The 26,939-nt window shown below is 72.8% G+C and carries 21 protein-coding genes and 2 tRNA genes; 5 read left to right on the forward strand and 18 right to left on the reverse strand.

Going from position 1 to position 26,939, the window contains the following annotated elements; all coding sequences use genetic code 11:
• Window positions 1-7: 7 nt before the first annotated feature.
• Together ACFZAX_RS16020 and ACFZAX_RS16025 are read right to left on the reverse strand one after the other, a co-directional pair.
• The gene (locus ACFZAX_RS16020; RefSeq protein ID WP_390962122.1) at window positions 8-1,162 is read right to left on the reverse strand and encodes an MsnO8 family LLM class oxidoreductase; all 1,155 of its coding nucleotides are present in this window, start codon (window positions 1,160-1,162) and stop codon (window positions 8-10) included.
• A gap of 190 nt (window positions 1,163-1,352) precedes the next feature.
• Window positions 1,353-2,117, reverse strand: a complete 765-nt coding sequence (locus tag ACFZAX_RS16025) for a decarboxylase (RefSeq protein ID WP_390962124.1) — start codon at window positions 2,115-2,117, stop codon at window positions 1,353-1,355.
• A gap of 523 nt (window positions 2,118-2,640) precedes the next feature.
• On the opposite strand from ACFZAX_RS16025, the gene ACFZAX_RS16030 reads away from it, so the two are divergent.
• The gene (locus ACFZAX_RS16030) at window positions 2,641-3,399 is read left to right on the forward strand and encodes an IclR family transcriptional regulator C-terminal domain-containing protein (RefSeq protein ID WP_390962126.1); all 759 of its coding nucleotides are present in this window, start codon (window positions 2,641-2,643) and stop codon (window positions 3,397-3,399) included.
• Between the two features lie 66 nt (window positions 3,400-3,465).
• Here ACFZAX_RS16030 and ACFZAX_RS16035 read toward each other — a convergent pair whose 3' ends face one another.
• The 6 genes from ACFZAX_RS16035 to ACFZAX_RS16060 form a co-directional block, all read right to left on the reverse strand.
• Entirely contained in the window at window positions 3,466-5,148 is a 1,683-nt protein-coding gene (locus ACFZAX_RS16035) for an alpha-amylase family glycosyl hydrolase (protein ID WP_390962127.1), read from the reverse strand.
• Window positions 5,149-5,222: 74 nt separating this feature from the next.
• Entirely contained in the window at window positions 5,223-8,159 is a 2,937-nt protein-coding gene (locus ACFZAX_RS16040) for a CBM35 domain-containing protein (RefSeq protein WP_390962128.1), read from the reverse strand.
• Between the two features lie 86 nt (window positions 8,160-8,245).
• Window positions 8,246-9,133: an ABC transporter permease subunit gene (locus tag ACFZAX_RS16045; RefSeq protein ID WP_390962130.1), complete on the reverse strand. Its 888-nt coding sequence runs from the start codon at window positions 9,131-9,133 to the stop codon at window positions 8,246-8,248.
• 11 nt (window positions 9,134-9,144) lie between these two features.
• Entirely contained in the window at window positions 9,145-10,206 is a 1,062-nt protein-coding gene (locus ACFZAX_RS16050) for an ABC transporter permease subunit (RefSeq protein WP_390962131.1), read from the reverse strand.
• A 2-nt stretch (window positions 10,207-10,208) separates the two neighbouring features.
• A complete protein-coding gene (locus ACFZAX_RS16055; protein ID WP_390962132.1) occupies window positions 10,209-11,579 on the reverse strand; it encodes an extracellular solute-binding protein in 1,371 nt (456 codons plus the stop codon).
• A gap of 182 nt (window positions 11,580-11,761) precedes the next feature.
• Entirely contained in the window at window positions 11,762-12,769 is a 1,008-nt protein-coding gene (locus tag ACFZAX_RS16060; protein WP_390962296.1) for a substrate-binding domain-containing protein, read from the reverse strand.
• Between the two features lie 382 nt (window positions 12,770-13,151).
• Between ACFZAX_RS16060 and ACFZAX_RS16065 the strand changes: the two genes are divergently transcribed.
• Window positions 13,152-13,225: transfer RNA gene (locus ACFZAX_RS16065), tRNA-Lys, on the forward strand.
• A gap of 244 nt (window positions 13,226-13,469) precedes the next feature.
• Here the strand turns inward: ACFZAX_RS16065 and ACFZAX_RS16070 are convergent.
• The 3 genes from ACFZAX_RS16070 to ACFZAX_RS16080 all read right to left on the reverse strand — a co-directional run bounded on the left by ACFZAX_RS16070 (window position 13,470) and on the right by ACFZAX_RS16080 (window position 17,240).
• Complete coding sequence (locus tag ACFZAX_RS16070) at window positions 13,470-14,060, reverse strand: lytic polysaccharide monooxygenase (protein ID WP_390962134.1); 591 nt, start codon at window positions 14,058-14,060, stop codon at window positions 13,470-13,472.
• 173 nt (window positions 14,061-14,233) lie between these two features.
• A complete protein-coding gene (locus tag ACFZAX_RS16075; protein ID WP_390962135.1) occupies window positions 14,234-15,802 on the reverse strand; it encodes an SPFH domain-containing protein in 1,569 nt (522 codons plus the stop codon).
• Window positions 15,803-15,941: 139 nt separating this feature from the next.
• The gene (locus ACFZAX_RS16080; protein WP_390962136.1) at window positions 15,942-17,240 is read right to left on the reverse strand and encodes a peptidoglycan-binding protein; all 1,299 of its coding nucleotides are present in this window, start codon (window positions 17,238-17,240) and stop codon (window positions 15,942-15,944) included.
• 188 nt (window positions 17,241-17,428) lie between these two features.
• Between ACFZAX_RS16080 and ACFZAX_RS16085 the strand changes: the two genes are divergently transcribed.
• A tRNA-Lys gene (locus ACFZAX_RS16085) sits at window positions 17,429-17,502 on the forward strand.
• Between the two features lie 482 nt (window positions 17,503-17,984).
• On the opposite strand, the gene ACFZAX_RS16090 is transcribed toward ACFZAX_RS16085, so the two are convergent.
• From ACFZAX_RS16090 to ACFZAX_RS16110, 5 genes are all read right to left on the reverse strand, one after another.
• Window positions 17,985-18,656, reverse strand: a complete 672-nt coding sequence (locus ACFZAX_RS16090) for a class F sortase (RefSeq protein ID WP_390962138.1) — start codon at window positions 18,654-18,656, stop codon at window positions 17,985-17,987.
• Window position 18,657: 1 nt separating this feature from the next.
• Window positions 18,658-19,206 (reverse strand): hypothetical protein, encoded by a 549-nt coding sequence (locus ACFZAX_RS16095; protein ID WP_390962139.1) that lies wholly within the window; start codon window positions 19,204-19,206, stop codon window positions 18,658-18,660.
• A gap of 194 nt (window positions 19,207-19,400) precedes the next feature.
• The gene (locus ACFZAX_RS16100; RefSeq protein WP_386894811.1) at window positions 19,401-20,180 is read right to left on the reverse strand and encodes an HAD-IIA family hydrolase; all 780 of its coding nucleotides are present in this window, start codon (window positions 20,178-20,180) and stop codon (window positions 19,401-19,403) included.
• Window positions 20,181-20,339: 159 nt separating this feature from the next.
• Entirely contained in the window at window positions 20,340-21,665 is a 1,326-nt protein-coding gene (locus tag ACFZAX_RS16105; RefSeq protein ID WP_390962141.1) for a peptidase, read from the reverse strand.
• Window positions 21,666-22,027: 362 nt separating this feature from the next.
• Window positions 22,028-23,203 carry an ROK family protein gene (locus ACFZAX_RS16110; protein WP_390962142.1) on the reverse strand — a complete coding sequence of 392 codons (1,176 nt, stop codon included), beginning with the start codon at window positions 23,201-23,203 and terminating at the stop codon, window positions 22,028-22,030.
• 56 nt (window positions 23,204-23,259) lie between these two features.
• On the opposite strand from ACFZAX_RS16110, the gene ACFZAX_RS16115 reads away from it, so the two are divergent.
• Window positions 23,260-24,405 carry a Gfo/Idh/MocA family oxidoreductase gene (locus ACFZAX_RS16115; protein WP_390962143.1) on the forward strand — a complete coding sequence of 382 codons (1,146 nt, stop codon included), beginning with the start codon at window positions 23,260-23,262 and terminating at the stop codon, window positions 24,403-24,405.
• Window positions 24,402-24,887 carry a heme-degrading domain-containing protein gene (locus ACFZAX_RS16120; RefSeq protein ID WP_390962144.1) on the forward strand — a complete coding sequence of 162 codons (486 nt, stop codon included), beginning with the start codon at window positions 24,402-24,404 and terminating at the stop codon, window positions 24,885-24,887. Before ACFZAX_RS16115 ends, ACFZAX_RS16120 begins: the two co-directional genes overlap by 4 nt.
• 93 nt (window positions 24,888-24,980) lie before the next feature.
• Here the strand turns inward: ACFZAX_RS16120 and ACFZAX_RS16125 are convergent, their stop codons facing one another.
• Window positions 24,981-25,841: a fumarylacetoacetate hydrolase family protein gene (locus ACFZAX_RS16125; protein ID WP_390962145.1), complete on the reverse strand. Its 861-nt coding sequence runs from the start codon at window positions 25,839-25,841 to the stop codon at window positions 24,981-24,983.
• A 218-nt stretch (window positions 25,842-26,059) separates the two neighbouring features.
• Window positions 26,060-26,830 carry a membrane protein insertase YidC gene (locus ACFZAX_RS16130; RefSeq protein ID WP_390962146.1) on the reverse strand — a complete coding sequence of 257 codons (771 nt, stop codon included), beginning with the start codon at window positions 26,828-26,830 and terminating at the stop codon, window positions 26,060-26,062.
• Window positions 26,831-26,939: the final 109 nt, after the last annotated feature.

Here is a 26,939-nt window from a genome sequence, read left to right on the forward strand (position 1 = left end):
GCGTGACTCAGAGCGTGGGCAGGCCGTACGCGTCGGCGATGAGCTCGTAGCTGCGCAGCCTGGCCTCGCCGCCGTGCGCGTTGGCGGTGATCATCAGCTCGTCGGCGCCGGTCCGCTTGGCCAGGTCGTCCAGGCCGGCGCGGACCTGCTCTGGCGTGCCGTACACGATGTTGCCGAGCCACTCGTCCACGAAGTCGCGCTCCAGCGGGCCGAAGGTGTGCGCCTCGGCCTCCTCCGGGGTGGGTACCAGGCCCGGACGGCCGGTGCGCAGCCGCAGCATGCTGAGCGCCCCGGTGAGCACCTGGCGGCGCGCCTCGGCCTCGGTCCCGGCGGCGAGCGCGGCGGCGCCGATCAGGGCGTACGGGGCGTCGAGCACGGCGGACGGCCGGAACGACTCGCGGTACAGGTCCAGGGCCGGAATGGTGTTGCGGGCCGAGAAGTGGTGCGCGAAGGCGAAGGGCAGCCCGAGCATGCCGGCCAGCCGGGCGGAGAAGCCGGAGGAGCCGAGGAGCCAGATCGGCGGGCGGGCCGGGGACTGCACCCCGCCGTCGGAGGTGGCCTGCACCGGCCCGGGGACGGCGTGGATCCGGGAGTAGGGGTGACCGTCCGGGAAGTCGTCGTCCAGGAAGCGGGTCAGCTCGGCGAGCTGCTGCGGGAAGTCGTCGGCGCCCTCGTTGAGCCGTTCGCTCCGGCGCAGCGCGGCGGCCGTGGCGCCGTCCGTGCCGGGGGCGCGGCCGAGGCCGAGGTCGACCCGGCCGGGGGCCAGGGCCTCCAGGGTGCCGAACTGCTCGGCGATGACGAGCGGGGCGTGGTTGGGAAGCATCACGCCACCCGAACCGAGCCGGATGCGGTCGGTGTGGGCGGCGAGGTGGGCCAGGATGACGGCCGGGGAGGACGAGGCGACGCCGGGCATGGAGTGGTGCTCGGCGACCCAGTAGCGGTGGAATCCGCGCCGCTCGGCCAGCTTCGCGATGTCCACACTGGTGCAGAGCGCCTCGCTCGCGGTGCGGCCCTTGCCCACAGTCACCAGGTCGAGCACGGACAGGGGCACGGGGGCGGTGCCGCCCGCCGTGCCCCTGACGGTGTCGGCCCGGTCGTCGGCGGTTCCGTCTGCGGCGCCGCCGCCGTCGTTCCGGATCTCGTCGCCTCGGTTCTCGTCCACGTGTCGCTCTCCCGGTGCCACTGGTCATACGTATGCGTATCGAACCCGTGCAACAGGAGGGCGGCTCCGCTTATTCCGCCGGGCGCCGAGGACCTTCCGTCCGGATCAGGCCGGCCCGCGAGCCCGGCACGAGCCGGGCAGGCGGCCCCGGGGCGCCCGTGCGCACCCGCTCCGCCTCATTCCCGTACGTTCACTCCCGCACTTCGAGCCCGCGCGGTTCGACGGTGCCGAGCGGGGGCTCCCGGGTGGCGAAGAGGGCGCCGAGTCCGGGGGCCCAGACGTGGCGGTCGGTGAGCCGCAGCCCCTCCCAGACCGTGACGGGGTTGGCCGCGAGGACCGGCTTGCCGAGGAGCCGCTCCAGCTCGGGGACGTGCGCCGCCGTGTGCAGGGCGGTGTCGGGGAGCAGGACCGCCTCCGCGTCCGGATGGTCGCCGGCGATGGCGAGCTCGCGGGTGAGATCGAGGTCCCAGCGCGCCACCTCGGCGCCGGTGATGATCCCGCTGCCCCGGGTGGCGACCACCTCGATGCCGGCGGCCGTCAGAAAGTCGCTGAACAGCGTGGCGACGTCCTCGGGGTAGGTCGCGGCGACCGCGACCCGCCGGACCCCGAGCTCCTGCACGGCGTGCACGAACGCGAAGGAGGTGCTGGACGCGGGGAGTCCCGCGGAGCGCGCCAGCGCGGAGATCTGCGCCTGGGCGCCGTCCCGGCCGAGGACGAAGCTGCCGGCCGCGCAGGCCCACACCAGGGAGTCGGCTCCGGCCAGCCGGAGCTCCTCCACGCCCGCGTCGAGCCGCTCGGCGGAGCCCAGTTCGCGCAGGGCCTCCACGCGGCGGACGTCGTCGCCGGTCCCCATACGGAACAGGGGCAGTCTGATGTCGCTGTCCAGCGTGATCTCGATCCGCGGGAAGTCGTCCTCGGCGCATTCGCCCGGGTAGAGAAGTCCGACGGTCGTCATGTCCACCCTTCCTTTTCCGCCCGGACCGGTGGTCCGGGACAGGGGCGGGGCGGGCCGCTCGCGGACGGTGCGACCGGCGCGCGGTCGTCCCTGTCTCTTCGCTCTCTTCGTCTTCTTCTCCCTCCAGTGTTCCCGACATCCGCCGTCGCACCCACCGGGACGGCGAAGTGTCCCGGGTCGCGGTGCCGGCGGTACGGGAGCGCGGCGGGCGGAGAAGGGGATCCGACCGCACCGCCCCGCGGTCGGCGCTGATGTTCGACGAGGGACAGGTGGTCGAATCCGCGTGGCCGGAAAAATCTTTGGTTTCCCACAGGAATTCCCCCGGCATGCGAGCGCCCGCGCACCTGCCGTGACCTGGCATTTGCCAGCACGGTTCATGTCTCTGGCATATGCCAGACGGGTGCACCCCAGTCCAGGGAGGGCTCAGAACGGACAAGAAGTGGTCAACAGCCCTGCCGTGGGCACTTCTTGGCCACTATCGTGGACGCACGGCTTTGCGGTCGGACCTTGGGCAGGGGGCACCGTGACATTGCGACCGGAACCAACGGCGCCGTTCCACGCGGTGCAGCACGCCTTCCGCGTGCTCGAAACGGTCTCCCACCACGGCGACGGTGTGACCGAAACACAGCTCCTGCGGGAGACCGGCCTGCCGTCCGCCCGCCTCACCTCCCTGCTGCTGACGCTGCGCCGCGAGGGGTACGTCGAGCAGATCGCGGACGGCGCGTACGTCCTCGGCGCCTCGCTGCTGCTTCTCGGCTCGGGCCCCAGCCGACGCCTCGCCCTGGAGGAACGGCTCCAGAAGATCCTGGCGCAGCTGCGCGACACGGTCGGCGCGGCGGTCTACATGAGCCGGTACGTCGACGGCGAGGTCACCGTGGTCCAGGTGCTCGACGGCCCCCTGACCCCGGCGGTCAGCGAGTGGGTGGACTTCCGCTCGGCGGCGCACGCCAGCGCGGTCGGCAAGTGCCTGCTGGCCCAGCTGGACCAGGACGCCCGGCGCGACCACATCGCGCGCCACCGCACGGCGCGGCTCACCTCCCGGACCATCACGGACGAGAAGGTGCTGCTGGCCACCCTCGACCACCACCCCGCGACGGTCCCGATGCTGGACCTCCAGGAGTACGCGGTGGGTACGGTCTGCGCGGCGGTCCCGCTGACGGCGGGCGACTCGGCGGGCTGCCTGGCGCTGTCGCTCCCGGTCGGCGACACCTACCGGCTGCGCGAGGCCGCCGAGCTCCTGAACCGGCAGGCCGCGCCGGTCCTGCTGTCGCTGGCGCTCTGACCTGCCGGACACGCGCGGAGGGGCGGGCGGGCCGGCCGGACCGGTCCGCCCCCTTCCACCTATGGGTCAGCGGCTGAGCCCGAGCCACACCGTGGTGTCCTGCGGCACGGCGCCGTCCACGAGCTCGCCGGCGGCCAGCAGGACGGTCGCACCGGCGGGCAGCTCGTACGGGACCTCCCCCAGGTTGACCACGCAGCGGAAGCCCTCGCCCCGGTCGAAGACCAGCACGTCGGGCCCGGCGTCCACCCAGGTCAGCGACTCCGGCAGCTCGACCAGCAGCTCCCGGCGGAGCGCCAGGCCCGTGCGGTAGAGCGCGAGGACGGAGTCCGGGTCGGCCTCCTGGGCCGCCACGCTGAGCGCGGACCAGTCGGCCGGCTGGGGCAGCCACGGGGCGCCGGCGCCACCGGCCTTCGCGTCGCCCGCCTCCGCTTCGGCCGCCTGCGCGTCGCCCGCTCCCGCGTCTCCTGCAGAGAAGCCCAGTGAGGTGCCGGTCGTCTTCCAGGGCAGCGGGACGCGGCAGCCGTCGCGGCCCCGGTCGGTGCCGCCGGAGCGGACGAAGGTGGGGTCCTGGAGGAGGGCGTCGGGCAGGTCCTGCACCTCGGGCAGGCCGAGTTCGTCGCCCTGGTAGATGTACACACCGCCGGGGAGGGCCAGGGTGAGGAGGGCCGCGGCGCGGCCCCGGCGGCGGCCGAGAACCGGGTCGCTGGGGTCGAGGAGCCGCTTGTCGCCCATGTCGAAGGAGGTGTCCCCGCGGCCGTAGCGGGTGACGTGGCGGATGGTGTCGTGGTTGGAGAGCACCCAGGTGGGCGGGGCGCCGACCGGGGCGTGGGCGGCGAAGGTGGAGTCGACGACTCCGCGCAGGGCCTTCGCGTCCCAGGCGCAGCAGAGGAAGTCGAAGTTGAAGGCCGAGTGCAGTTCGTCGGAGCGCAGGTAGCGGGCGAACTGCTCGGGGCTGGGGAGCCAGACCTCGCCGACGAAGACGCGTTCGCCGTCGTAGGTGTCGAGGAGTTTCCGCCAGGAGCGGTAGATGTCGTGGACGGGTGCGCAGTCCTGGTAGGGAAGGTCGGTGATGTCCGGGTCGGGGCCGACGTCGGGCAGTCCGGGCTTCTTCGCCAGTCCGTGCGCCACGTCGATCCGGAAGCCGTCGACGCCCCGGTCGAGCCAGAAGCGGAGGACGTCCTCGAACTCCTCGCGGACTTCGGGGTGTTCCCAGTTCAGGTCGGGCTGTTCGGGGGCGAACATGTGGAGGTACCAGGGTCCGGGAGTGCCGTCCGCCTCGGTGAGCCGGGTCCAGGCGGGACCGCCGAAGTAGGAGTTCCAGTCGTTGGGAGGGAGTGCGCCGTCGGGGCCCTTGCCGGGGGCGAACCAGAAGCGCTCGCGTTCCGGTGAGCCGGGTCCGGCGGCGAGCGCCTGCTGGAACCAGACGTGCTGGTCGGAGCAGTGGTTGGGCACCAGGTCGACGAGGACCCGCAGCCCGTGCTCGTGGGCCTCGGTGATCAGCGCCTCGGCTTCGGCGAGGGTGCCGAAGAGGGGGTCGATGTCGCGGTAGTCGGCGACGTCGTAGCCCGCGTCCGCCATCGGCGAGGTGTACCAGGGGTTGAACCACAGCGCGTCCACGCCGAGTTCGCGCAGGTACGGCAGGCGGGCGCGGACCCCGGCGAGGTCGCCGGTGCCGTCGCCGTCGCCGTCGGCGAAGCTGCGTACGTAGATCTGGTAGATGGCGGCGTGCCGCCACCAGGGGGTGGTCACTCTGAGACTCCTTGCTGTGGGGATACGGGGTGGTGCGGGCCCGCGGTCGGGCGCGGGCCCGCACCGGTCGGGTGTCACCAGCCGGTGTTGCCGGAGCCCTTGCTGACCGTGAAGCCGCCCGCCAGGGAGAGTCCGCCGGCGGCGGCTCCGGTGACGGTGGTCCCGGAGAAGGCCCCGGAACCCGCGGAGTTGATCTCAATGCCGTACGAACCCGCCCCAGAGATCGCCAGGTTGGTGACGGTGAGGGAACTGACGTTCTTCTGCCAGGAGACGAGAAGGCCGCTGTAGGTGCTGTCGAGGACGGCGTTGTCCTGGAGCAGGATCGGCGCGGTGATGTCGGAGGAGTCGGCGTAGATCCAGAGGGCGCCGAGCTTGCTCGCCCAGTTGGGTTCGTAACCGCCGGTACGCGTCAGGGTGTTGCGCAGCACGGCGGTGGTGCCGCTGAACGGGACGGGGGCGAACCTGCTGCTGATCGCGATGCCGGAGGAGCCGGTGACGGTGTCGGCGAGGAGGTTGTCCTCGACCCGGTTGGCGTTGCCGCCGTAGATGCCGACGGCGTTGGCGAGCAGGGGCAGTTGGACCGTGTCGAAGCGGAAGGCGCTGTTGCTGACGGCCTGCGCCTCGGAGAACATGGCGAGCCCGTCGTCGCCGGTGTTGCGGATGCTGCTGTGCGAGACCTCGCTGCCGGTGGTCCCCTTGTGGAGGTTGACCCCGTCGGCGAAGGTGTCGCGAATGCGGAGTCCGGCGGCGTACAGGCCGGTGGTGGGCGCGTCGATCCAGAGGCCGACCTTGGTGTGCTCGATCCAGAGGTTCGTCAGGCTGGACCCGTTGCCGAAGTCGCCCTCGACCGCGGCGTCGAAGTTGGCGTCGTCGCGGTAGCGGACGTCCCCGGCGATCGAGAGGTCCTGGACGTTGCTGGTGCCACCGCGTCCGAAGAGGCCGCCCTTGCCGTTCTTGCCGCGCAGCACCGTGTACCACTGACCGGCGCCCCGCAGGTCGGCTCCGGCGAGGTCCACGTGGCCGGAGATGTCGTACGTACCGGTGGGGAGCCAGAGCCCCTTGCCCTGCGACGTGGCGGTGCTGAGCGCCGTGTTGAGGGCGGCGGTGTCGTCGGTGGAGTCGTCCGGGGTGGCGCCGAGGGTGGTGGCGGAGACGAATCCGGTGGACGGCATGGTGAGGGCGGCCGGGACGGCTTCGGTCTCGACGAGGTCCAGGGTGTAGGAGGCGGCGGTGTCGCCGGCGTCCTTCTGGAACTTCAGCACGGTGCCCGCGGCGAGGTGGCCGGTGAGGGTGCGGGTCTCGTCGAAGAAGTGGTGCGCGGAGCCCTGGGAGGGTGTGTTGGTGTACGGGTACGTGCCGTAGACCCAGCTGTACGTGGAGCTGAGGCCCAGGTCGCGGACCTGGGTGCCGTTGGCGTAGACGCTCAGCGTGGAGCCGGCGCCGGTGCCCGCCGCGTTGTCCGGGACCGAGTAGCGCAGCGTCAGTGCGTCGGCGGGCTGGGTGAGGGTGAACTGCACGTACTCGCCGGTCTGGTCGAGCACCACGGCCCGGCGGCCGGAAGCCTCGGAGGCCACGGTCAGGTAGGTGCGGTCGGGCCCTGTGGTGGTGGCGTTGGTGGTTCCGGCCTCCGCCTCGTACGCCGTGTACGGGAGGGTCGCGCCGCGCGCGGCGTTGGGGGCGGAGCCGGTGACGGTGACCCCGTCGAGCTGGAGGTTGCCGTTGTCGCCGGAGGCGGTCCGCAGGGTGACGTGGTTGAGCGAGGCGCGCAGCGGCACGTCGGTGGTGAAGTTCGCCCACGCGCCGTTGGTGGCGGGCAGGGTCAGCACGCGGACCTTGGTGCCGTTGGCGAGCAGGGTGACGGTCGCGGCGGTGGCGTTCGGAGTGCGGTAGCGCAGCACCAGCGGGTAGCCGGCGGCGGACGGGGCGTTCACCGCGAGGACCGCGCGGGCGCCGATGGCGGTGAAGCCGGTGAGGTAGCCGGTGCCCTCGTAGCCGCTGACCGCGGCGGCCGTGGCCGCCCCGCCGGAGACGAACGCGGTCTCGGCCTGATGGGTCAGGGTGACCGGCGTGGTGTGGGTCGGGGTGGTGACGGCGAGGCCGTCGAGGTTGACGTTGCCGGTGTCGGCGGTGGTGAAGGTGTACGCGACGGTGTTGGCGCCCTGCGCGTACGTCACCTGCTCGTCACGGGTGGCCCAGGTGTCCCAGTTCGCGGTCGGGGCGAGGCTGACCTGGCGGACCTTCGCCCCGTTCACGTACAGGCTCAGCGTCATCGCGGCGCCGGTCCCGTTCGCGTACCGCAGCGAGGCCGAGCCGATCCCGGCGGCGGAGGACTGGACGGCGAAGGTGACGGAGGCGGCGCCCCTGTGGGCGTCGGTGAACCCGCCCACGAACCCGGTGCCGGTGTAGCCGGAGTGCTCGGTGGAGACCACCGCACCACCCGAGAGCTGCGCCGACTCGGCCTCCAGGCCGGAGGAACCCGTGCCTGTGCCACCGCCGGTGCCGGTGGTGACGGCGAGGCCGTCGAGGTTGACGTTGCCGCTGTCGGCGGTGGTGAAGGTGAACGCGACGGTATTGGCGCCCTGCGCGTACGTCACCTGCTCGTCACGGGTGGCCCAGGTGTCCCAGTTCGCGGTCGGGGCGAGGCTGACCTGGCGGACCTTCGCCCCGTTCACGTACAGGCTCAGCGTCATCGCGGCGCCGGTCCCGTTCGCGTACCGCAGCGAGGCCGAGCCGATCCCGGCGGCGGAGGACTGGACGGCGAAGGTGACGGAGGCGGCGCCCCTGTGGGCGTCGGTGAACCCGCCCACGAACCCGGTGCCGGTGTAGCCGGAGTGCTCGGCGGAGACCACCGCACCACCCGAGAGCTGCGCCGACTCGGCCTCCAGTGCGGTGGTGGCGGCCTGCGCGGTGGCCGCGGTCGTGGCGCCGAGCAGCAGGGCGCCGAGCATGGACAGGAGCAGGGGGACGACGAGACGTACGGCGCGGGGGCGCCGGCGTGGTGCAGGAGACACAGCGGTGTGCCCTTCCTGTGGGTGGGGTCCCTGGACGTGCGGGGGTAGGGGGGTGGTGCTCGCGAGAGGGACCGGTGGCGCGCGGGTCAGCCCTTGAGGCTGCCTGCGGTCAGGCCCGCGATGATGTGCCGCTGGAAGATCAGGAAGAGGACCAGCAGGGGAATGCTGGCCATGACCATTCCGGCGAGCAGCTGGTTGGCGGGCATGAACTCGGCCAGCCGGTTGAGTGCGACGGTGATGGGCTGCTTCGCCTCGTCGGGGAGGACGAGCATCGGCCAGAGGAAGTCCTTCCAGACGCCGACGACCGCGAAGATCGAGACGACGGCGAGGACCGGCCGGGAGAGCGGCAGCACCACGGAGACCAGGACCCTGAGCGTGCCGGCGCCGTCGATCCGTGCGGAGTCGAGGAGTTCGGCGGGTATCTGGTCGAAGAAGCGCTTCAGGAGAAAGATGTTGAAGGCGTTGGCCGCCGCCGGGAGCCAGATGGCGAACGGGGTGTTGATCAGGTTGACGTGCAGGATCGGTACGTCTACGACGGTGAGGTACGTCGGCACCAGCAGCGCGGACACCGGCAGCATCAGGGTCGCCAGCATCATGCCGAGGATCACGTTGCCGAGGAGCGGGCGCAGCTTGGAGAGCGCGTACGCGGCGGTCACGTCGATGAGCAGCTGGGTCAGCCAGGCGCCCAGCGCGAGCACGAAGGTGTTGAGGAAGAAGTGGCCGAGCCCGACGTTGGTCCAGGCGTCGGTGTAGCTCTCCGGGTGGAAGCTCTGCGGAACGAGCGTCGGAGTGGGGGCGGCGAGTTCGCTCGACGACTTCAGCGCGCCGGACGCCATCCAGTAGAGCGGGAAGACGAAGGCGAGGGTGAAGCCGATCAGGGTGGCGGTCAGCACGAAGCGGTGGAGGAACCTGCCGACGCGCCGGTTCATCTCGGTGGGCGCGATCAGGGTGCGGGTGGGTGTTTCGGCGGCCATGACTCTTCCTCTCAGCCCTTGCTCCGGGTCAGGCGCAGGTACACGCCGGCGAAGATGCCGAGCACCACGAAGAGCAGCGTGCTCATGGCGCTGGCCAGGCCGAAGTCGTTGTAGACGAAGGCGTAGCGGTAGAGCAGCAGCAGGACGGTGACGGTGGCGTCGTCGGGTCCGCCGCCGGTCAGCACGAACGGCTCCACGAAGACCTGCATGGTGCCGATGACCTGGAGCAGCAGGGTGATCATCAGGATGAACCGCATCTGCGGGATCGTGACGTGCCACAGCCGCCGCCGGATCGACGCCCCGTCGAGCTCGGCCGCCTCGTACAGCTCGCCGGGGATGCCGCCGAGTGCCGCGAGGTAGATCAGGGTGGTGGTCCCCATGTTGGCCCAGGTGGAGACGAGGACCAGGGAGACCATCGCGAGGTTCTCCGACTCCAGCCACTGCTGGGGCGGGAGGTGGAAGACGTCCAGCACGTTGTTGAAGAGGCCGGGGCCCGGATCGTAGAACCACCGCCAGAGCAGCATGGTGACGACCGAGGGCAGCATGACGGGCAGGTAGACGGTCATCCGGAGGTACGCCTTGCCGCGCCGCAGTTCGTTCAGGACGACGGCGGTCGCGAACGGGGCGGCGAAGCCGAAGACCAGGGCGAGCAGAGTGAACCAGCCGGTGTTCTTCCAGGCGGTGAGGAAGAGCGGGTCCTCGAAGAGCCGGCGGAAGTTGTCCAGTCCGACCCACTCGGCGGGCTGGGCGAAGGTGACCTGCTGGAAGCCGAGCAGGATGCCGCGGACGATCGGGTACCAGGAGAAGAGCGCGAAGCAGATCAGCCCGGCGGCGAGGAAGAGGTACGCGACGAGGTTCTCGCGCACCCGCCGCCGGAAGCGGGCGGTCGCCGCCCCGTCCCGGCCGGCCGGGCCCGCGGACGGTGCCCGGGTCCGGCTCGTCCGCCCGTGGCGGACGAGCGACTTCGCGGCGGGCCCGGACGCCCCGGCGGGTGCCGGGGCTCCGTCCCGTGCCGGGGTCCGGTCGCGGGCGTCGGCGCGCGCCGGGGAGGTGGGGAGCGGTCGACCGGCCATGATCACTTCACCGTGGCGAGGATGGAGTCGGCGCGCTTCGCGGCGTCGGCGAGCAGCTGGTCGAGGTCGGCGTCCTCCTTGGTCAGCACGGCCTGCATGACCCCGTCGAGGACGGTGTAGAGCTGCTGCGCGTTCGGCGGCTCGACCTTGACGGCGACGTCGTCGCTGCGGTCGACGAACGGCTGGTAGTTGCCCTGCGGGACATTGGCGTACTTCGCGTGGATCGCGTCGTTCTTCGCCTGCGCCGCCCCGTCGAAGAGGTTGGGCTGCGGGAGTCCGATCGGAACGTCGAGGCCGGAGAACTTCTTGACGTTCTCCTCCTCGCGGTCCGGGTTGAGGTACTTCCACTGGATCCACTGCAGCCCGGCCTTGATCTTCTCCGGGGAGGCCTTCGGGTTGAACATGAAGCCGTCGCCGCCGCCGAGGGTCGCGGTGCCGGGGAGGGCCGCCAGGCCGTAGTCGTCGTACTTGCTCTCGAACTGCTTGACGATGGTGGGGATGTTGTCCGGGCCTGCCATGTACATCCCGAGCTTGCCGGCGCCCATCATCTTCTGGACGTCGCCGATCTCCAGCAGCTGGCGGGTGCCCATGGACGTGTCGGTCCAGCGCATGTCGTGCAGGGCCTGGAGCGCCTTGCGGCCCGCCTCGCTGTCGAACGCGGCCTTCCACTTCCCGTTCTGCTGGGTGGCCACGTCTCCCCCCATGGAGTAGATCCACGAGGTGAGGTGCCAGCCGCCCTGGTTGTTCTTGCTGTAGTCGGCGTATCCGACGGTCCCGTCGCCGAGCGCGCTGATCTTCCGCGCGGCGGTGCGCACCTCCTCCCAGGTGGTCGGCGGCTTGTCGGGGTCGAGTCCGGCCTTCTCGAAGAGGGCGCGGTTGTAGACGAGGCCGAGGGAGTAGTTGCCGGTGGGCAGGCCGTAGATCTTGCCGTCGGATCCCTTGAAGACGTCCTGGAGGGCGGGACGTATCTGGTCCAGGTACGGGACGTCCTTGAGGTACTTCGTGATGTCGGCGGCCTGACGGCGCTGGATGAGCCCGGCGGGGTCGGTGAAGTAGACGTAGTACACGTCCTCCAGCTGGCCGCCGGCGAGCTTGGCCGCGAAGGTCTTCGGGTCCATCTGGCCCTCGCGGGCATCGATCTTGATCTTGGGGTGGGCGGCCTCGAACTGCTTGACCAGCTCCTCGAAGTCCTTGCGGTCCTCGGGCTGCGTCTTGGCCGGCATGCCGTTCACGCTGACCGTGACCACGCCGTTCTCGTCCACGCCGGACGAGGAACCGGAGGAACCGCCGCAGCCCGTGAGGGCCAGGCCCAGGGCGAGCGCGGTCGCCGAACCGAAAAGTTGACGCCTGCTGACGCCGGCCATGCCATTCATGCGAATCGCCTTCCTCAGGGGTGCCCCCGGACTGCGGGACCCGGTGCACGCGGACAGCGCTGAAGGTAGAAGCCCGTTACGCAAGAAGTCAATGCATCTGCGCAAGAAGGTAATCAGGAGGGCTTGCACCGGTAACACGGAGCTGTCCGACGGCACCCATCCGCGGATCCCGGCGGGACACCTCAGCGGGGACGGCCCGCCGTCGAGCCGCGCACGATCAGCTCGGTGTCGAACATCAGGAGTTCGTTCGCATCCGCACGCCCTTCGATCTGGCCCACCAGGGCTGCCACGGCCGCCGCGGCCATGGCCTGGACCGGCTGCCGGGCGGTGGTCAGCGGAGGGTCGGTGGCCACCATGTACGGGGAATCGTCGAAGCCGACCACCGACAGGTCCTCCGGTACCCGCAGCCCCTGCCGACGCGCCCCTCGGATGACGCCGAGGGCCAGCGCGTCACTCGCGCAAACGATCCCGGTGACCCCTTCGGCCAGCAGCCGGGGCAGCGCGGTGGCCCCGCCCTCCATGGTGAACAGGGCGTGCGCGACCAGCCTCCGCCACTCCTCCGGCGCGGCGCCCCGGCGGCTGCAGAAGGCCGCGAAACCGGCGAGTTTCCGGGCCGAGGGGACGTGCCCGCCGGGCCCCAGGACCATGCCGATCCGCTCGTGCCCGAGTGCGGCGAGGTGGGCCAGCGCCTGCTCGGCGGCGAGCGCGTCGTCCACCCGCACCTGGGCCACGCCGGAGTTCTCGTCCGCCGCGTTGACCAGCACCATCGGCACCCCACGGTCCCGCAGCGCCCGGCCGTGCTCCGGCCCCGCGTCGGCGTAACTGGCGCCCACGAAGACGATTCCGCCGATGTTCTGCCGTAGCAGCATCTCGATGTAGTGCGCCTCCGAGACCCCGTCCTGGCTGTGTGTGCAGAGCACGGGAATGAGTCCCCGCCGGTCCAGCAGCACGCACAGAGCCTCGGAGAACGCGGAGAAGACCGGGTTCTGGAGGTCGGGCACGACGAGCCCGATCAGCGCCGCCCGCTCCCCGCGCATTCCCGCCGGCCGCTCGATGCCGCACACGTCCAGGGCGGCCAGCACCGCCTCGCGGGTGGGGGCGGACACGCCCGTACGCCCGTTGAGGACGCGGCCGACGGTGGCCGTACTGACGCCCGCGTACGCGGCGACTTCGGAGATCCTTCGATTCATCACGGAGTCAGCGTGACAAGAAGGAACGCAAAAAGAAAGATCACTTACGTAAGAAACTTACTTTGGCTGACGCACCCCCCTACGACTGGCGCGTTCTCGCGGGTGCGAGGTGCGGCGGGGGCGCTGCGGGCGCGGGGCGGAGGCGCAGGGAACGGAGGCAGGGGACGGAGGCACTGCGGGCAGCGCGGAGGCAGGGGAAAAGCCCGGCGGACATCGCGGGCAGAGCGGCGGGCGCGGGGCGAAGGCGGCGGGAAGGGGAGCGGAGGCGCGACAGGAGGCGCGGAACGGCCCACGGGCCACAGCGCGGGCGCCCCCACCCCCGCCCCGGGACGGGGGTGTCATCAGCACCCCTCCGGACCAGGTATTATTTTCGAGTCAGCAGGCGCCGCTAGCTCAGTTGGTTAGAGCAGCTGACTCTTAATCAGCGGGTCCGGGGTTCGAGTCCCTGGCGGCGCACGACACGACAGTGGGGCGGTCTCCGGCACCGGAGACCGCCCCACTGCGTTCTGCTGTTCTTCAGGTGTCTCCGTGGGCTCGGCCGTCCCGCCCGAACGGCCGCGCTTCATCTTCGGGGCATCACGTCCGGCCGTCGCCGGCCGCGCACCCCGTCCGGCTCACGCCGGTGTCTCCCGGTCCGGCGCTTCTCGCACCCGTGCCGGTACGGGGGCCGTCGAGCACCCACCCGTCTCCGGCGCCGGGATCAGAACTTCACGTCCGAGCACGAGTAGAACGCGTTCGCGGTGTCCGAGATCGTCCACACCGCCAGGATGAGGTGGTGGCCGGTCTTCCCGCTGGGGATGGTGCCGGTCTGGGTCAGCGTGGCCGGCGGCTGCTGGTTGTTGTACGGCACCGTCAGGAACGGCTGCGAGTCCAGCGAGGCCCGGGTGAGCGGCTTCGTCGGGTCCCAGCCCTGCTTGGTGATGTAGTACCGGAAGTCCGTCGTGGCGTGACGGGCGGTGAACTGCCAGCGGAAGTTGAACGACTGGCCGCCGGTGACCTGCGTGGTGGGCCAGTTGCCGCCACGCGGGTCGTCGAGCTGCGCGAACTCGCCGTGGTTGGCGGAGCAGATCGCCCCGTCCGCCGGACCCGCGGTCGGGAAGCCCTTCGGGCCCTCGACGCTCTGCGGCTCCCACTGGATGTTGCCGCAGTTGGTGACGGTGCCGTTGGCACAGAGCTTCTGGCGGCTGATGGGGTTGTCGGTGTAGCCGTGGCTGCTGGCGCTGCTGGTGGCGAGCGCCGAAGCGCCCAAGATCGCCAGGCCGACCACGGCCGCGCTTGCCCTCTTACGCATGCTTCGCTCCTCAGGACATGGGGGACTTCTCGGTGAGCACTGCTCGTGAAGCGCGCGGTCGTGCGGTCTAGACCAACTCCCACAGTATTGACGTGTCGTGAACAAGTCCAGACCACTGGGTGGTGCCGTTCCGTTTCGCTGTGCTGCGCTGCCGCACCCACACCCCGGGCCCCTCAGATCCCATCGCCCCCGCCCCGTCCTGTGTAGAAGGCCACCGTCAAGTCCCTGACCAGGGACTTGCGTTCGTAGTCGTCGAGGGCGACGAGCCCGCGCGTGGTGAGCCGGTTGACGGTGTCGTCGACCGCGTCCACCACGGAGGTCAGCACGCTGTCCCGGTGCCTCGCGTCGAGCGCCGCGACGCGGCGGCGCTGCATGGCCGCCGCGACCTCGGGGGCGTACTCGATCCCGGTCGGCTGGGCCGAGTACACCTCCACCCCGACCGGCTCGCAGTCCGCCTTCAGCATCCGCGTCAGCGCGTCCCCGACCGCCTCGGCGTTCCGCAGCGTCGGGGCGTCCTCGTGGAAGGCGTCGGCGGGCAGCTGCGAGAGGACCCGGGCCATCGCCGCCTCGACCTGTTCCCGCAGGTACGTCTCGTGGTCGGCGACCCCGAGGACCGCCCGGACGGTGTTCTCGACGCGCCAGACGACGAGGACGGTGACGCGCAGTGCGGTGCCGTTCGCGTCCACGGCGGGCATCGGCTCGCTCCGCCAGTGCCGCAGCCGTACGTCGGTGCGGCGGCGGAGCAGGAGCGGGGAGACCCAGAAGAGCCCGGTGCGCCGGACCGTCCCCCGGTAGTCGCCGAAGAGGGTCAGCACCAGGGCGTACCCGACCCGCCCGCGCCCGAGGCCCCCGAACGCGAAGAGCACCACGGTCACGAGCACCGCGAGCACCGCCCAGAGGCCGATGCCGATGCCCTGGTACGGGCGTGGCCCGACGTCGAGCCGGGTCAGCGCCTGTCCCGGCAGCGCGCCCGCCCACCAGAGGACCACCAGCACGGCGGCGCAGCCGGCGGCCCCGGTCAGCACGGCCGCCCAGCCGGGCAGCGCCGGACCGGGGCGCTCGCGCAGCCGGGGATCGGCGACCGGCGCGGGCCGGGTCGGCGGCCGCACCTGGGGCGAGCGCGGTACGGGAGGGCGCCGCGCCCCGGCTACGGAGTGGCCGGCCGGCAGCATGTGCCGGGCCACGGCGACGGGCAGCGAGGCGACACCGGCGGTGCGGTGCGGGTCGCCGATCCCGGCGCGCGGGAGAAACCCGGTCCGGTCGTCGGGGTCGCGGGGCTCGTCGCGGAAGAGCAGGTGCACCGGGATGGAGGCGGTGGCCTCGTTGGCGATGACGGACCGGCGACGGCCGGTGCCCCGCCGGAGATCCTCACGGAAGCCGTCGGCCGGAGCGGGCACCTCACCGACCGGCACCTCACCGACGGGCAGCGCCTCGGCCGCGGGTTCCTCGGCCGCGCGTTCCTCGCCCCCGGGCACCTCCGCTCCGGGCACCTCCGCTCCGGACGCCTCGGCCGACGGCACCGAGACCGTGGCCGAGACGGTGTGCATCGAGGCGGGCTCCGCACCGCCGTGCGCGAGCTCCAGCACCACGTCCACGCAGGACCCCTCGGCGCCAGGGCCGCCCCCCGTACGCGGATCGCCGTCCCCGGCGAGGCCCGGGTCCGGTCCCCGGCCCGCTCCCGCGTCCGTACCGTCTCCCGCTGCCCGGCCCGCCCCCACGCGGTCTTCCTCGTCTCCGTACACGCCCCACCGTTCCCTTTCCGCGCTCCGGGCGTCCCGGAGCAGCCCATCCGCCGATCCACCGGACGGCCCTCAGGCCCGTCAGGCACCTCGGGTCCCGGGTTTCCCAGCTCGCCCGGGCACCTCGGGTCCGTCGGCTCCTTCAGGAGAAGAGCCGCCGCCAGGTGTCCGGACCCGGGTAGCCGTCCGCGACGCGGCCCCGCCAGCCCTGGGTGCGCTGGAACGCCTCCACGTTGCGCCGGTCAGCCTCGGTCCAGCGGCGGCCGGGTCCCGACACGTAGTGCCTGCCGAATCCCTTCTTCACCAACTGCTCGCCGAGCCGCTCGACATGGGCGTTCGACTGACCCGGCTTGAAATAGCCCCGTCCGGGGAACGCCGGAACCGTCTTCGGCGCGCCTGACGCACCGGTGGCCGGGATGCTCTTCCCGGTGCCGTCGACGAGCCGGCGCCAGGTGTCCGGGCCGGGAAGGCCGTCCGCGTTCGCGCCCTTCCACCCCTGCGCCTGCTGGAACGCCCGGGTCGCGCGCCGGTCCGCCTCGCCCCAGACGGGTCCGGGGCCCTTGGTGTAGAAACGTTTCCCGCCCCGCGCGACCAGCATGTCGCCGAGCCGCGTGACGTGGGCGTTGCGGGCTCCCGGCCCGAATGTGGCGGCGCCGGGGAAGCCCGCCGACGAGCCGCCGCCGGATCCCCGGGCCAGACCCTTGTAGCGGTAGGCCAGGTACTGGTCGGAGTTGCTCCAGTACGCGAGGGGCGTGGCCTTCTTGCGGGTGGCCGGGGGTGTCTGCTCGTACGCCATGTACTGGGTGCGGGCGCTGTTGGTCCAGCCACCGAAGATCGTGACGTGCGACCCCTTGTTGGGGTCGGCCGGGTTGTGGAAGAGCAGGATGTCGCCCGGCTCGAGCTGCGAGCGCGCGATCCGCGTGCCGTACGAGGAGAGGCTGCCGGTCCACTCGTTGCCGCCCAGGTCCCAGGCCATCGAGACGTAGCCGGAGCAGTCCTGGCGGTACCCGTCCGACCAGAACTTCTCCATGTCGTACGGCACCTTCGCGGCCACCCAGGTCTTGGCGCGGGCGATGATCTCGCTGCGGGTGGTGGCCCGCAGGGCCAGGGGCGCCGCCGTGGCGGCCGGCCCCGAGGCCCCGGCGCCCATGAGGGGTCCGGCCTGCCCCTGCGGGGTGCCGGACCCGGGGCGGGTCGCGTCGTCGGCGCGGACGGGCCCGGCGGTGTGGCCCGCCGGGGCGGCGGCCTCGGCGGCGCCGGCGGAGAGGACCACCCCGGCGGCCGTCGCCAGCACCAGCGCGCGGCGTGCTCCGTGCGCGGCGGGATGGCCGCCCATGCGGGGCGGCAGGGTCCGGGCCGCCGCCGTACGGCGTCGGCGGGCGCAGCCGGCGCAGCCGCAGTCGGCCGTGGGTTCGTACTCCGTGAAGACCGGGACGGTCATGTCGATTCCCCTCCGGACTCGCCAAGATTTTTTGAGGCACTCCGCGGCGGGCGCGGATGTCCCAACTCTCGTGACAAATCGCATTTTGACGGATCAAAGAGAAAAAACGACCATGCGACAGGGCGTGGCGTCATGGGAAATGGTCAAGAGCATGCTGCGGAATCCGGTAATGTTCTCCAGGTCAGCAGGCGCCGCTAGCTCAGTTGGTTAGAGCAGCTGACTCTTAATCAGCGGGTCCGGGGTTCGAGTCCCTGGCGGCGCACGCAGAGTCAAGGCCCTCTCACTTCACGTGAGGGGGCCTTGTTCGTTGCCCGGCTCCCGCCGGGGCGTCCGCCCCTGCCTCGCGCACACCGCGAGGCTCGCTTCCACCTTCCGTATCTCCGCGCGCCTCCGCGCGCCATCCCGTCATGTCCCCGGCGCCGCCGAGGGCGCGCCGGCCGGGGTCGCGCGGCCTGCGCGCGCCACCCCGTACCGGTGACTCTCCGAAGACAAACCGTCACGGAGCGCCTTGGTTGATTCTCCCCGCACGGACGCCCCGGAACACCTCACGGCCCGGGCGGGCCCGCCGATCCGCGCGGCGCGGGGCGGCGCGGGGCGGCGCGGGGCGGCGCGGGGCGGCGCGCACGGCGGCGGCCCCGTCCGGTGGCCGCTCCGGGAAGGGGAGCGGCCACCGGACGGGGCCGGGCGGGCACGGCGGGCGGGGGCGGGGGGCGCGGGGCCGGGGGGGCGGGGCCGGGGGGCGGGTCAGGCTCCGGAGTCCTCGCCCGTGAGGTAGGCGGAGACCACGACGTTGGCGGTGTAGGCGTGTGCCGCCCGGTCGTACGTACCGCCGCAGGTGATCAGCCGGAGTTCGGCCCGGCCGTCCCGACGGGGCCCGTACGCCTTTTGCGCGTCGAAGCGTTCCCGGGTGAAGACCTGCACGTCGTCGACGGTGAACTCGGCGACCGTGCCGTCGGCCCGGGTCACCCGGATCTCGGCGCCGGGCCGAGTGTCGCTCAGTCCGTAGAAGACGGCGGGACCGGTCTCCGTGTCGACGTGGCCGACCATGAGCGCCGCCCCGGCGGTGCCGGGTTCGGCTCCGCCGTCGTACCAGCCGACGGTCCCCGGAGTCTCGAACGGGGGCGGGTCGACGGCTCCCTCGCCGTCGAGGCCGCGCCCGACGACGGGGGCGTCGATGCCGACGGACGGGATCTCGACCTCGCGCGGCGGGGAACCGTCCAGCGGGTCGTGCGCCGGGGGCAGTGGCGCCCCGAGGGGGCGGCCGACCGCCGCGACGTCGCCGGTGGTCGGTGCGGAGCTGCCTCCGGGTCCTGCGGCGCCTTCGCGGCCCCAGAGCCAGAGGCCGAGCAGGAGCACGGCCCAGACCACTCCGGTGAACAGCCGCCCGGTACCTGCCGGGCGGGCGGGGGCGGGCACGTCAGTCCGCGGCCGGACGGCGGCGGCGCGCGCCGCGGAAGGCGACGGCGACCGCGGCGACGGCGGCGAGGGCCAGTCCGGCCACGGCCTGCGGGAGGCCGGGACCGTCGGAGTCCCCGCCCTGCCCGGCGAGGACGGCGGTACCGCCGCCTCCGGCCCGGACGGGGGCGACCGGGGTCGGCCGGGCGTGGTGCACCACGGTGAGAGTGCCGGAGGCCCGGCCGCCCCCGCCGCCCTTGCCCTCGCAGCGCAGGGTGATGTCGTACCGGCCGGCCTCGGCGTCCGCGCGGACGCGGGCCCCGGCGCGCAGGCCCTTCCCGTCGGCGGGGGTGAACCGGACCGAGGAGACGAAGGCGTCGGACGTGCCGAGGCCCTCCGTGCCCCTGCCGCAGGCGTCGGACCAGAGCTCGACCTCGCCGCCGGGGGCGATGGTGGACGGGGTCACCCTGAGGGTGCCGTCGCCGTACGGAACAGCCGAAACGGCGGGCGCGGAGACGGATATCGCCGCGACCGCCGCAGTAGCACAGATGGTGAGGGGCAGTGAACGCATCGTGAACCTCCTGCTGGAAGGTTCACCCGTACGCCCGCTTCCCGCATCCGCTGTCGCCCGGTCGGGGGACGGCGTGGCATCGGACCGGCGACGGCGTGGCGGTACGGACCGGCGGTGAACCGGCGACGGCGTGGCATCGGACCGGCGACGGCGTGGCGCGTCACGCCGATGACGGCGGGACGCTCGGACCGGCGTCAGACCAGGTCGACGAGGTCCGCGATGGAGTCGACCACGTTGGACGGGCGGAAGGGGTAACGGTCGATGTCGGCGGTGGTGGTGAGCCCGGTGAGCACCAGGAACGTCTCCATCCCGGCCTCCAGCCCGGCCAGTACGTCGGTGTCCATCCGGTCACCGATCATGGCGCTGGTCTCGGAGTGGGCGCCGATGGCGTTGAGCCCGGTCCGCATCATCAGCGGGTTGGGCTTGCCCGCGAAGTACGGCTCCTTGCCGGTGGCCTTGGTGATCAGGGCCGCGACGGACCCGGTGGCCGGCAGCGGGCCCTCGGCGGACGGGCCGGTCTCGTCCGGGTTGGTGCAGATGAAGCGGGCGCCCGCGTTGATCAGCCGGATCGCCTTGGTCAGCGCCTCGAAGCTGTACGTACGGGTCTCGCCGAGCACCACGTAGTCGGGGTCGTGGTCGGTGAGGACGTACCCGATGTCGTGCAGCGCGGTGGTGAGCCCCGCCTCCCCGATGACGTACGCCGTGCCGCCCGGACGCTGGTCGTCCAGGAACTGGGCGGTCGCCAGCGCGGAGGTCCAGATGTTCTCGACCGGAACGGCAAGGCCCATGCGGCTGAGCCGGGCGTGCAGGTCGCGGGCGGTGTAGATGGAGTTGTTGGTGAGGACCAGGAAGGGCTTTCCGGACTCCCGCAGCCGCTTGATGAACGCGTCCGCGCCGGGAATGGGGGTGCCCTCGTGGATGAGAACCCCGTCCATGTCGGTCAACCAGGACTCGATCGGCTTGCGCTCTGCCATCACACGGACTCCTGCCGTACGCACGGTGCACACGAGGTGCGGGACGCCGGCGGCACCGCGGTGTGCAGCGCCGACGCCCCGAGTTTAGGCGGTGCACGGCGTATCAAGATCGGTCAGCGTACGGGGGCTTGCGGCGGGCGTGGGTGCGACGTCCGCGCCTCAGCCCCGGCCGCGCCGCATCCGTCGGGCCAGCAGCAGCGCGGCCGTACCGGCGAGCAGCAGCGCGGCGGCCATCGCGCCGGTACGCAGGGCCGCCGCACGGCCGGAACGGCCGGTCCTGGCGAGCTCGGGCAACGGGTTCCCGGCGGCGTCGCGCGACAGGCCGTCGCCGCCCGGAGACGCGGCGGAGGGGCGGGGTGCGGTGGGGCCGGTCCCGGTCGGGAAATCGGGACGGGTGGCGGAGTCGGGGACGGCTGCCGGGGGCCTTGTGCCGGTACCTGAACCCGACCCCGCACCGGGGGCGGTGGCGCCTTCCGGTCGGGTTCCTGGGCCGGTGCCGGCAGCACTGTCCGTTCCGGTACCGCGGTCCGTGCCGGTCGCGCCGCCCCCGCCGTCCGCGCCCGTGCCGGCGCCCGTGTCCGTGTCGACGGCCCCCGACTCCGCCCCGGTGCCGGGCTCGTCGTCCGCGTCCGCACCGGCCAGGAGGTCGTCCAAGGACGGCCCGTCGGTGACGGCCTCGTCGGTGACGTTCTCGTCGGGCACGGCCTCGTCGGGCAGGGACTCGTCCGGGAGCACCAGGTCGGCGCCGCCTTCGATGTCCCCCTCGACGATGGAGAACGGGTAGTCCTCCGACTCTCCCACCCAGTCCCCGTCCGGGGCCACGACGGAACCGTCCGTCACCGCGCCCTCGGGAGCCGCGGCCGGGCGGCGCTGCACGATGGCGGCGTTGGCCACGACCTTTCCGGGCCGGGTGTCGGAGGTGAAGGCCATCCGGACGCGGACGGTCACCGTGCGCCCGGCGGGGACGGTGAAGCCCTCGAAGTCGTCGCCCCCTTCGCCGCTTCCGAAGACCCCGATCTGCTCGTTCCGGTCGGTGGTCTCCCAGCTGACCCGGTGTTCGGCGCCGGTGCCCGCGCCCGTCCCGGTGCCGGCGCGCTCCGCGTACGCGAGCTGGATCTGGTCCGGCGTCAACTGCCGGTCCTGGTCGGTCAGGACGAGTACGGGGTGGAGGGCGCGGCAGGACTCGGCGGTGGTGTTGACGAGGTCCAGGTACCAGATCCCGTATCCCCCGCCGGACGCGTAGGTGTCCGGGCCGCCGTGGATACGGGTGTCGATGGGGAAGTCCCTGGTGTCCGGGTCGCCGCAGGCGGGCGGCTGGTCCGCGAGGACGGTGGCGGTGGCGGAGTGTTCCGTCGCGGAGGTCGGCGGGCCGCCGAGCAGCGCGCCCGGTACGGCGATCCCGGCCGCCAGGCCGAGCGAGGTGAGTGCGCGTCCGTCGCGCAGTCGCGCGGGAGGTCGCAGTCGTGCGGGAGGTTTGGGGGGCATGGGAGGCACCCTTCGCAGCTCGCGGACGGACGACCGGCGCGGAGGAACCACCGGCGCGTCGTGGCCGGTGCGGAGGAACCACCGGCGCGTCGTGACCGGTGCGCGGAGTCACCGGCGTGTCGGCGGAGACGCTGCCACGCATACGTACGAACATCGCACCGACATGCCGGAGACCACCCGCCCGGCGGCGCCCCGTCACTCCACCGCCGAGGCATCCGTCCCCCGCTCCTCCCGCGCCCCGGACGTCTGCTCTTCCCCGTCGTCCGCTCCTTCGCCGTCCCGCTACTCCGCCGTCCCGCTCCTCCGCCCTCCCGCTACTCCGCCCTCCCGCTACTCCGCCGTCCCGCTCCTTCGCCGTCCCGCTACTCCGCCGTCCGCCCGAAGAGCGGACCGAGGACGAGCTGGGCGGCGCCCTCGGCGACGGGGCGGTCGCCGCCGCCCGCGACCGCGACCGGCACGGGCGTCCCGACGCCTTCGCGCCGGGCGCGCTCCTCGATCACGGCGCGCACGCCGCGTACGTAGGCGTCCTCGTGCGCCGCGACCGTACGCCCGCCCAGCACCACCCGGTCGATGTCGAGCAGCGCGACGAGGTTGGCGGCCCCGGCGCCCAGCACCCGGGCGGCCTCGGCGACGTCGCCCCGGTCCACCGCCGCCAGGCAGAGCGCCTCGACGCAGCCGCGTCCGCCGCAGCCGCACGGGGGACCGTCCAGTTGCAGGGTCTGGTGCCCGAACTCGCCCGCGCCGGTGCGCGCGCCCCGGTGCAGGGCGCCGCCGAGGACGAGCCCGGCGCCCAGGCCCGTACCGAGGTGGAGGTAGGCGAAGTCGCCCGCGCCCGGGTCGCGCAGGGCGAGGCCGAGGGCGGCGGCGTTGGTGTCCTTGTCCACGGACACCGGCAGGCCGGTGCGGGCGGCGAGGGCCTCGCGGAGCGGGAACCCGTCCCACTGCGGGAATCCGGTGACCCGGTGCAGCACCCCGTCGCGGTGGTCGAGCGGGCCGGGGAGGGCCACGCCGACGCCGAGGACGGCGGGGCGCCCGGGGCCGTACGCCTCGCCGGCCGGACCGCTCGCTGCCGCCCGCGCGCTCACCTCCGCCACCGCGTCCGCCGCGCCCGCGACGACCTCGGCAGCCGGGGCGCCGAGGTCGAGGGGTGCGGTGCGGACGGCGACGGGCGTACCGGCGAGGTCGACGAGGACGGCGGTCAGCTCGTCCCGGTCCAGATGGAGGCCGACGGCGTACCGGGCGTCCGGGACGAGCCGGAGCACGGTGCGCGGCTTGCCGCCGGTGGAGGCGCGGCGGCCGGCCTCGGCGGCGAGGCCCTCGGCGCGCAGCCGGGCGGTGATCTTGCTGACGGCCTGCGGGGTGAGCCCGGTGCGCTCGGCCAGTTCCAGGCGGCTGATGCCGTCGCCGCCCGCGCCGCGCAGCAGGTCGAGCACGAGGGCGGCGTTGTGGTGGCGCAGGGCCGGGAGGTTGACCCCGGCACCGTTGCGCGCGCCGACGCCGGGGGCGTTGCGGGGATCGCTGGTATCGCTGGTGTTCACCACCCCATTGTGGGCACCGCTTGCACTTTGGCAACAGCGTTGCTTAAGTGGGAGGCATGACTTCCACCGATCCCCTCCGCGTCGCTCTCGTCGGCTACGGCCTGGCGGGCTCCGTCTTCCACGCGCCGCTGATCGCGGCGACCGGGGGCCTGGTGCTCGACACGGTCGTCACGTCGAACGAGGAGCGCCGGGCGCAGGCCCGCGCCGAGTTCCCCGCCGTCCGCTTCGCCGACTCGCCCGAGGAGCTGTGGGCGCGCGCGGACGAGCTGGACCTCGTCGTGATCGCGACCCCGAACAAGACGCACGTCCCGGTCGCGAAGGCCGCCCTGGCGGCCGGGCTGCCGGTCGTCGTCGACAAGCCGATCGCGGGTACGGCCGCCGAGGCGCGCGAGCTGGCCGCGCTCGCCGAGGAGAGCGGACTGCTGCTCTCGGTCTTCCAGAACCGCCGCTGGGACAACGACTTCCTGACGATCGCCCGGCTGATGGCCGACGGCGAGCTCGGCGCGGTGCAGCGCTTCGAGTCCCGGTTCGAGCGGTGGCGCCCGCAGCTGAAGGGCGGCTGGCGCGAGTCGGGCGACCCGCAGGAGATCGGCGGGCTCCTCTACGACCTGGGCAGCCACATCGTGGACCAGGCGCTGGTCCTGTTCGGCCCGGCCGTGCGGGTGTACGCCGAGTCGGACGCCCGGCGCCCCGGCGCCGCGACCGACGACGACACCTTCATCGCGATCACCCACGCGAGCGGCGTCCGCTCGCACCTGTACGCCAGCGCCACCACGGCCCAGCTCGGCCCGCGCTTCCGGGTGCTGGGCGAGCAGGCCGGTTACGTGAAGTACGGCCTGGACCCGCAGGAGGCGGCGCTGCGCGAGGGCCGCCGCCCCGGCGCCGGCCAGGAGCCGTGGGGCGAGGAATCCGAGAGCCTGTGGGGCCGGCTCGGCTCGGGCGAGTCGCCGCTGACCGGCGGCGGTGTCCCGGTCCGTACGCTGCCCGGCGCCTATCCCGCGTACTACGCGGCCGTCGCCGCCGCGCTGCGCGGCACCGGTGAGAACCCGGTCACCGCCCTGGAGGCAGCCGCCGCCCTGGACGTGCTGGAGGCGGCCCGCCGCTCCGCGCGGGAGGGCGTCTCCGTCACCCTGGTCCCGCAGCCGGGCGCCCACCCCGCCCAGCCCACCGGCACGCCGGCCGCGAAGGAGGCGCAGGCATGAGCAACCGCCCCGACGCGCCGACCGTCTCCGAACTGCTCGCCCAGGAGCGCCGGCTGACCCTGCCCCGCTTCGGGTACGAGGACGCGTACACCCTCGGCACCCTGCTCGTCCGGCTGGCCCGCGAACGCAACGCCCCGGTGGCCATCGACATCCGGCGCGGCCCGCAGCAACTGTTCCACGCCGCGCTCCCGGGCTCCAGCGCCGACAACGACGGCTGGATCGACCGCAAGCGCAAGGTCGTGGAGCGGTACGGCGAGAGCTCCTACCTCGTGGGCACCCGCTTCCGCGCGAAGGGCACCACCTTCGAGGACTCCTCCCGCCTGCCGCTGGGCACGTACGCCGCGCACGGCGGGTCGTTCCCGATCACCGTCGACGGCGCGGGCGTCGTCGGCACCGTCACCGTCTCGGGCCTCCCCCAGGCCGAGGACCACGCCCTGGTGGTCCAGGGACTGGAGGAGTTCCTGGCGACGCTGGAAGGCTGACCCGGACCCGCACCCGTCCGCATGCCCCGGGGCCCCGCGCATCGACGTCCGACATGACATCCGCGCGGGGCCCCGGGGCGTCCGTACGGCGTGTCACGCGTCCTTGAGCACCTGGCGCTGGCGTCCCAGGCCCTCGATCTCGAGCTCGACGACGTCGCCCGCCCGCAGGTACGGCTTGGGGTCCGGGTGGCCCATCGCGACGCCTGCCGGGGTGCCCGTGTTGATCACGTCGCCCGGGTAGAGGGTCATGAAGTGGCTGAGGTAGCGCACGACCTCGCCGACCGGGAAGATCTGCTCGGCGGTGGTGCCGTCCTGCTTCAGCTCGCCGTTGACCCAGAGCTTCAGCGGCAGCGCCTGCGGGTCGGGGATCTCGTCGGCGGTCACGAACCAGGGGCCGAGCGGGTTGAAGGTCTCGCAGTTCTTGCCCTTGTCCCAGGTTCCGCCGCGCTCGATCTGGAACTCGCGCTCGGAGACGTCGTGCGCCGTGGCGTAACCGGCGACGTGCTCCAGCGCCTCCTCGGCCGAGTCGAGGTAGCGGGCGGTGCGGCCGATGACGACCGCGAGCTCGACCTCCCAGTCGGTCTTCACGCTGTTGCGCGGCACGAGGACGGTGTCCTCGGGGCCGACGACCGTGTCGGGCGCCTTGAAGAAGAGGATCGGCTCCGCGGGGATCGCCGCGCCGGTCTCCTTCGCGTGGTCGTGGTAGTTCAGCCCGATGCAGATGATCTTGCCGATGCGGGTGAGCGGCGCCCCGGTCCGCAGCCCGGCCGGGTCCAGCTCGGGCAGCGAGGCGGGGTCGGCCGCGGCGGCGCGCACCCGGTCGAGCCCGTGCTCGTCGGCGAGCAGCGCACTGTCGATGTCGGGGACGACCCCCGACAGGTCGCGCAGTGTTCCGTCCTCCGCGAGCAGGGCCGGACGCTCCGCTCCCGCCGTGCCGACTCGAAGCAACTTCACGGGTGCCACTCCCTGGGTAGAGATTCCTGGGCTCGGATGCCTGGGTGGAGAGGGGTACCGGCCCGACGGGGTGCGACCGGCCTGCAGCCGGAACCCGCACCCGCGCAGCCCGTCCTCACCTGCTCAGACTGCAAGACATCCGATCACTTGGCAAGGCGCGCTCAAGCCCTGGACTCACCCGTGACCCCATCATCCCAAGCGGAGAAAGGATGAGCGGGTCAGGCGAGGGAAGCCATCGTCGCTCCGGCGGCGGGGGCGTCGCGGTAGAGGTAGGCCCTTTCGATCGCGGTCCAGGTGGTGCTGGTGACGACGTACAGGGCCGCCGCGAGCGGCACGACGGCCACGGTGAAGAGGGTGAAGAACGACATCAGCGGCATCACCTTCGTCATCGCGCCCATGCCCGGTACCGGCTGCCCGTCGGGGCCGGTCGAGGGGGTCACCGGGTTGAGGGCCATCTGACGCTTTGTACGCCGGTAGTTGAAGGTGGCCACGACCGCGACGATCACGAAGAGGCCGAGGTAGACCAGCCCCTGGCCGCCGAAGAGGCCGCCCTCGGCGAGGGCGTGGTGCCAGCGCTCGCCCAGCGGCGCCCCGAAGAGCTGGTGGCCGAGGAGTTCGTTGGCCTCGCCGCCGATCCGCGTGCTGGAGAAGAGGTGGTACAGCAGGAAGAACGCGGGCATCTGGAAGAGGCTCGGCAGGCAGCCGGAGAGCGGCGAGACCTGCTCCTCCTTGTGCAGTTCCATGAGCGCCTTCTGCATGCGCTCGGGGTTCTTGCCGTGCTTCTTGCGCAGCTCCGCGATCTGCGGCTGGAGGCGTGTACGGGCCTTCTGCCCGCGCGCGGCGGCGCGCGACAGGGGGTGCACGGCGAGCCGTACGAGCGCGGTGAACAGGATGATCGCCGCGGCGGCGGACGCCGACTGGAACAGCGGGTGGAGCAGGTCGGCGAACGCGCCGACCAGGCTCGCGAAAGCGGACATGAACGCGGACATGGGGAGCCCTCCGAGGGGTCTCGTCGTGCCGGTGACGTGCGGAGTCGGAACGCGGGGCGTTCGGCGCGGGGCACGGCGGCGTGCCGGCGCGCGCGAGTACGGACGCGGC

Source organism: Streptomyces sp. NPDC008125 (assembly GCF_042957125.1).
GTDB lineage: Bacteria > Actinomycetota > Actinomycetes > Streptomycetales > Streptomycetaceae > Streptomyces.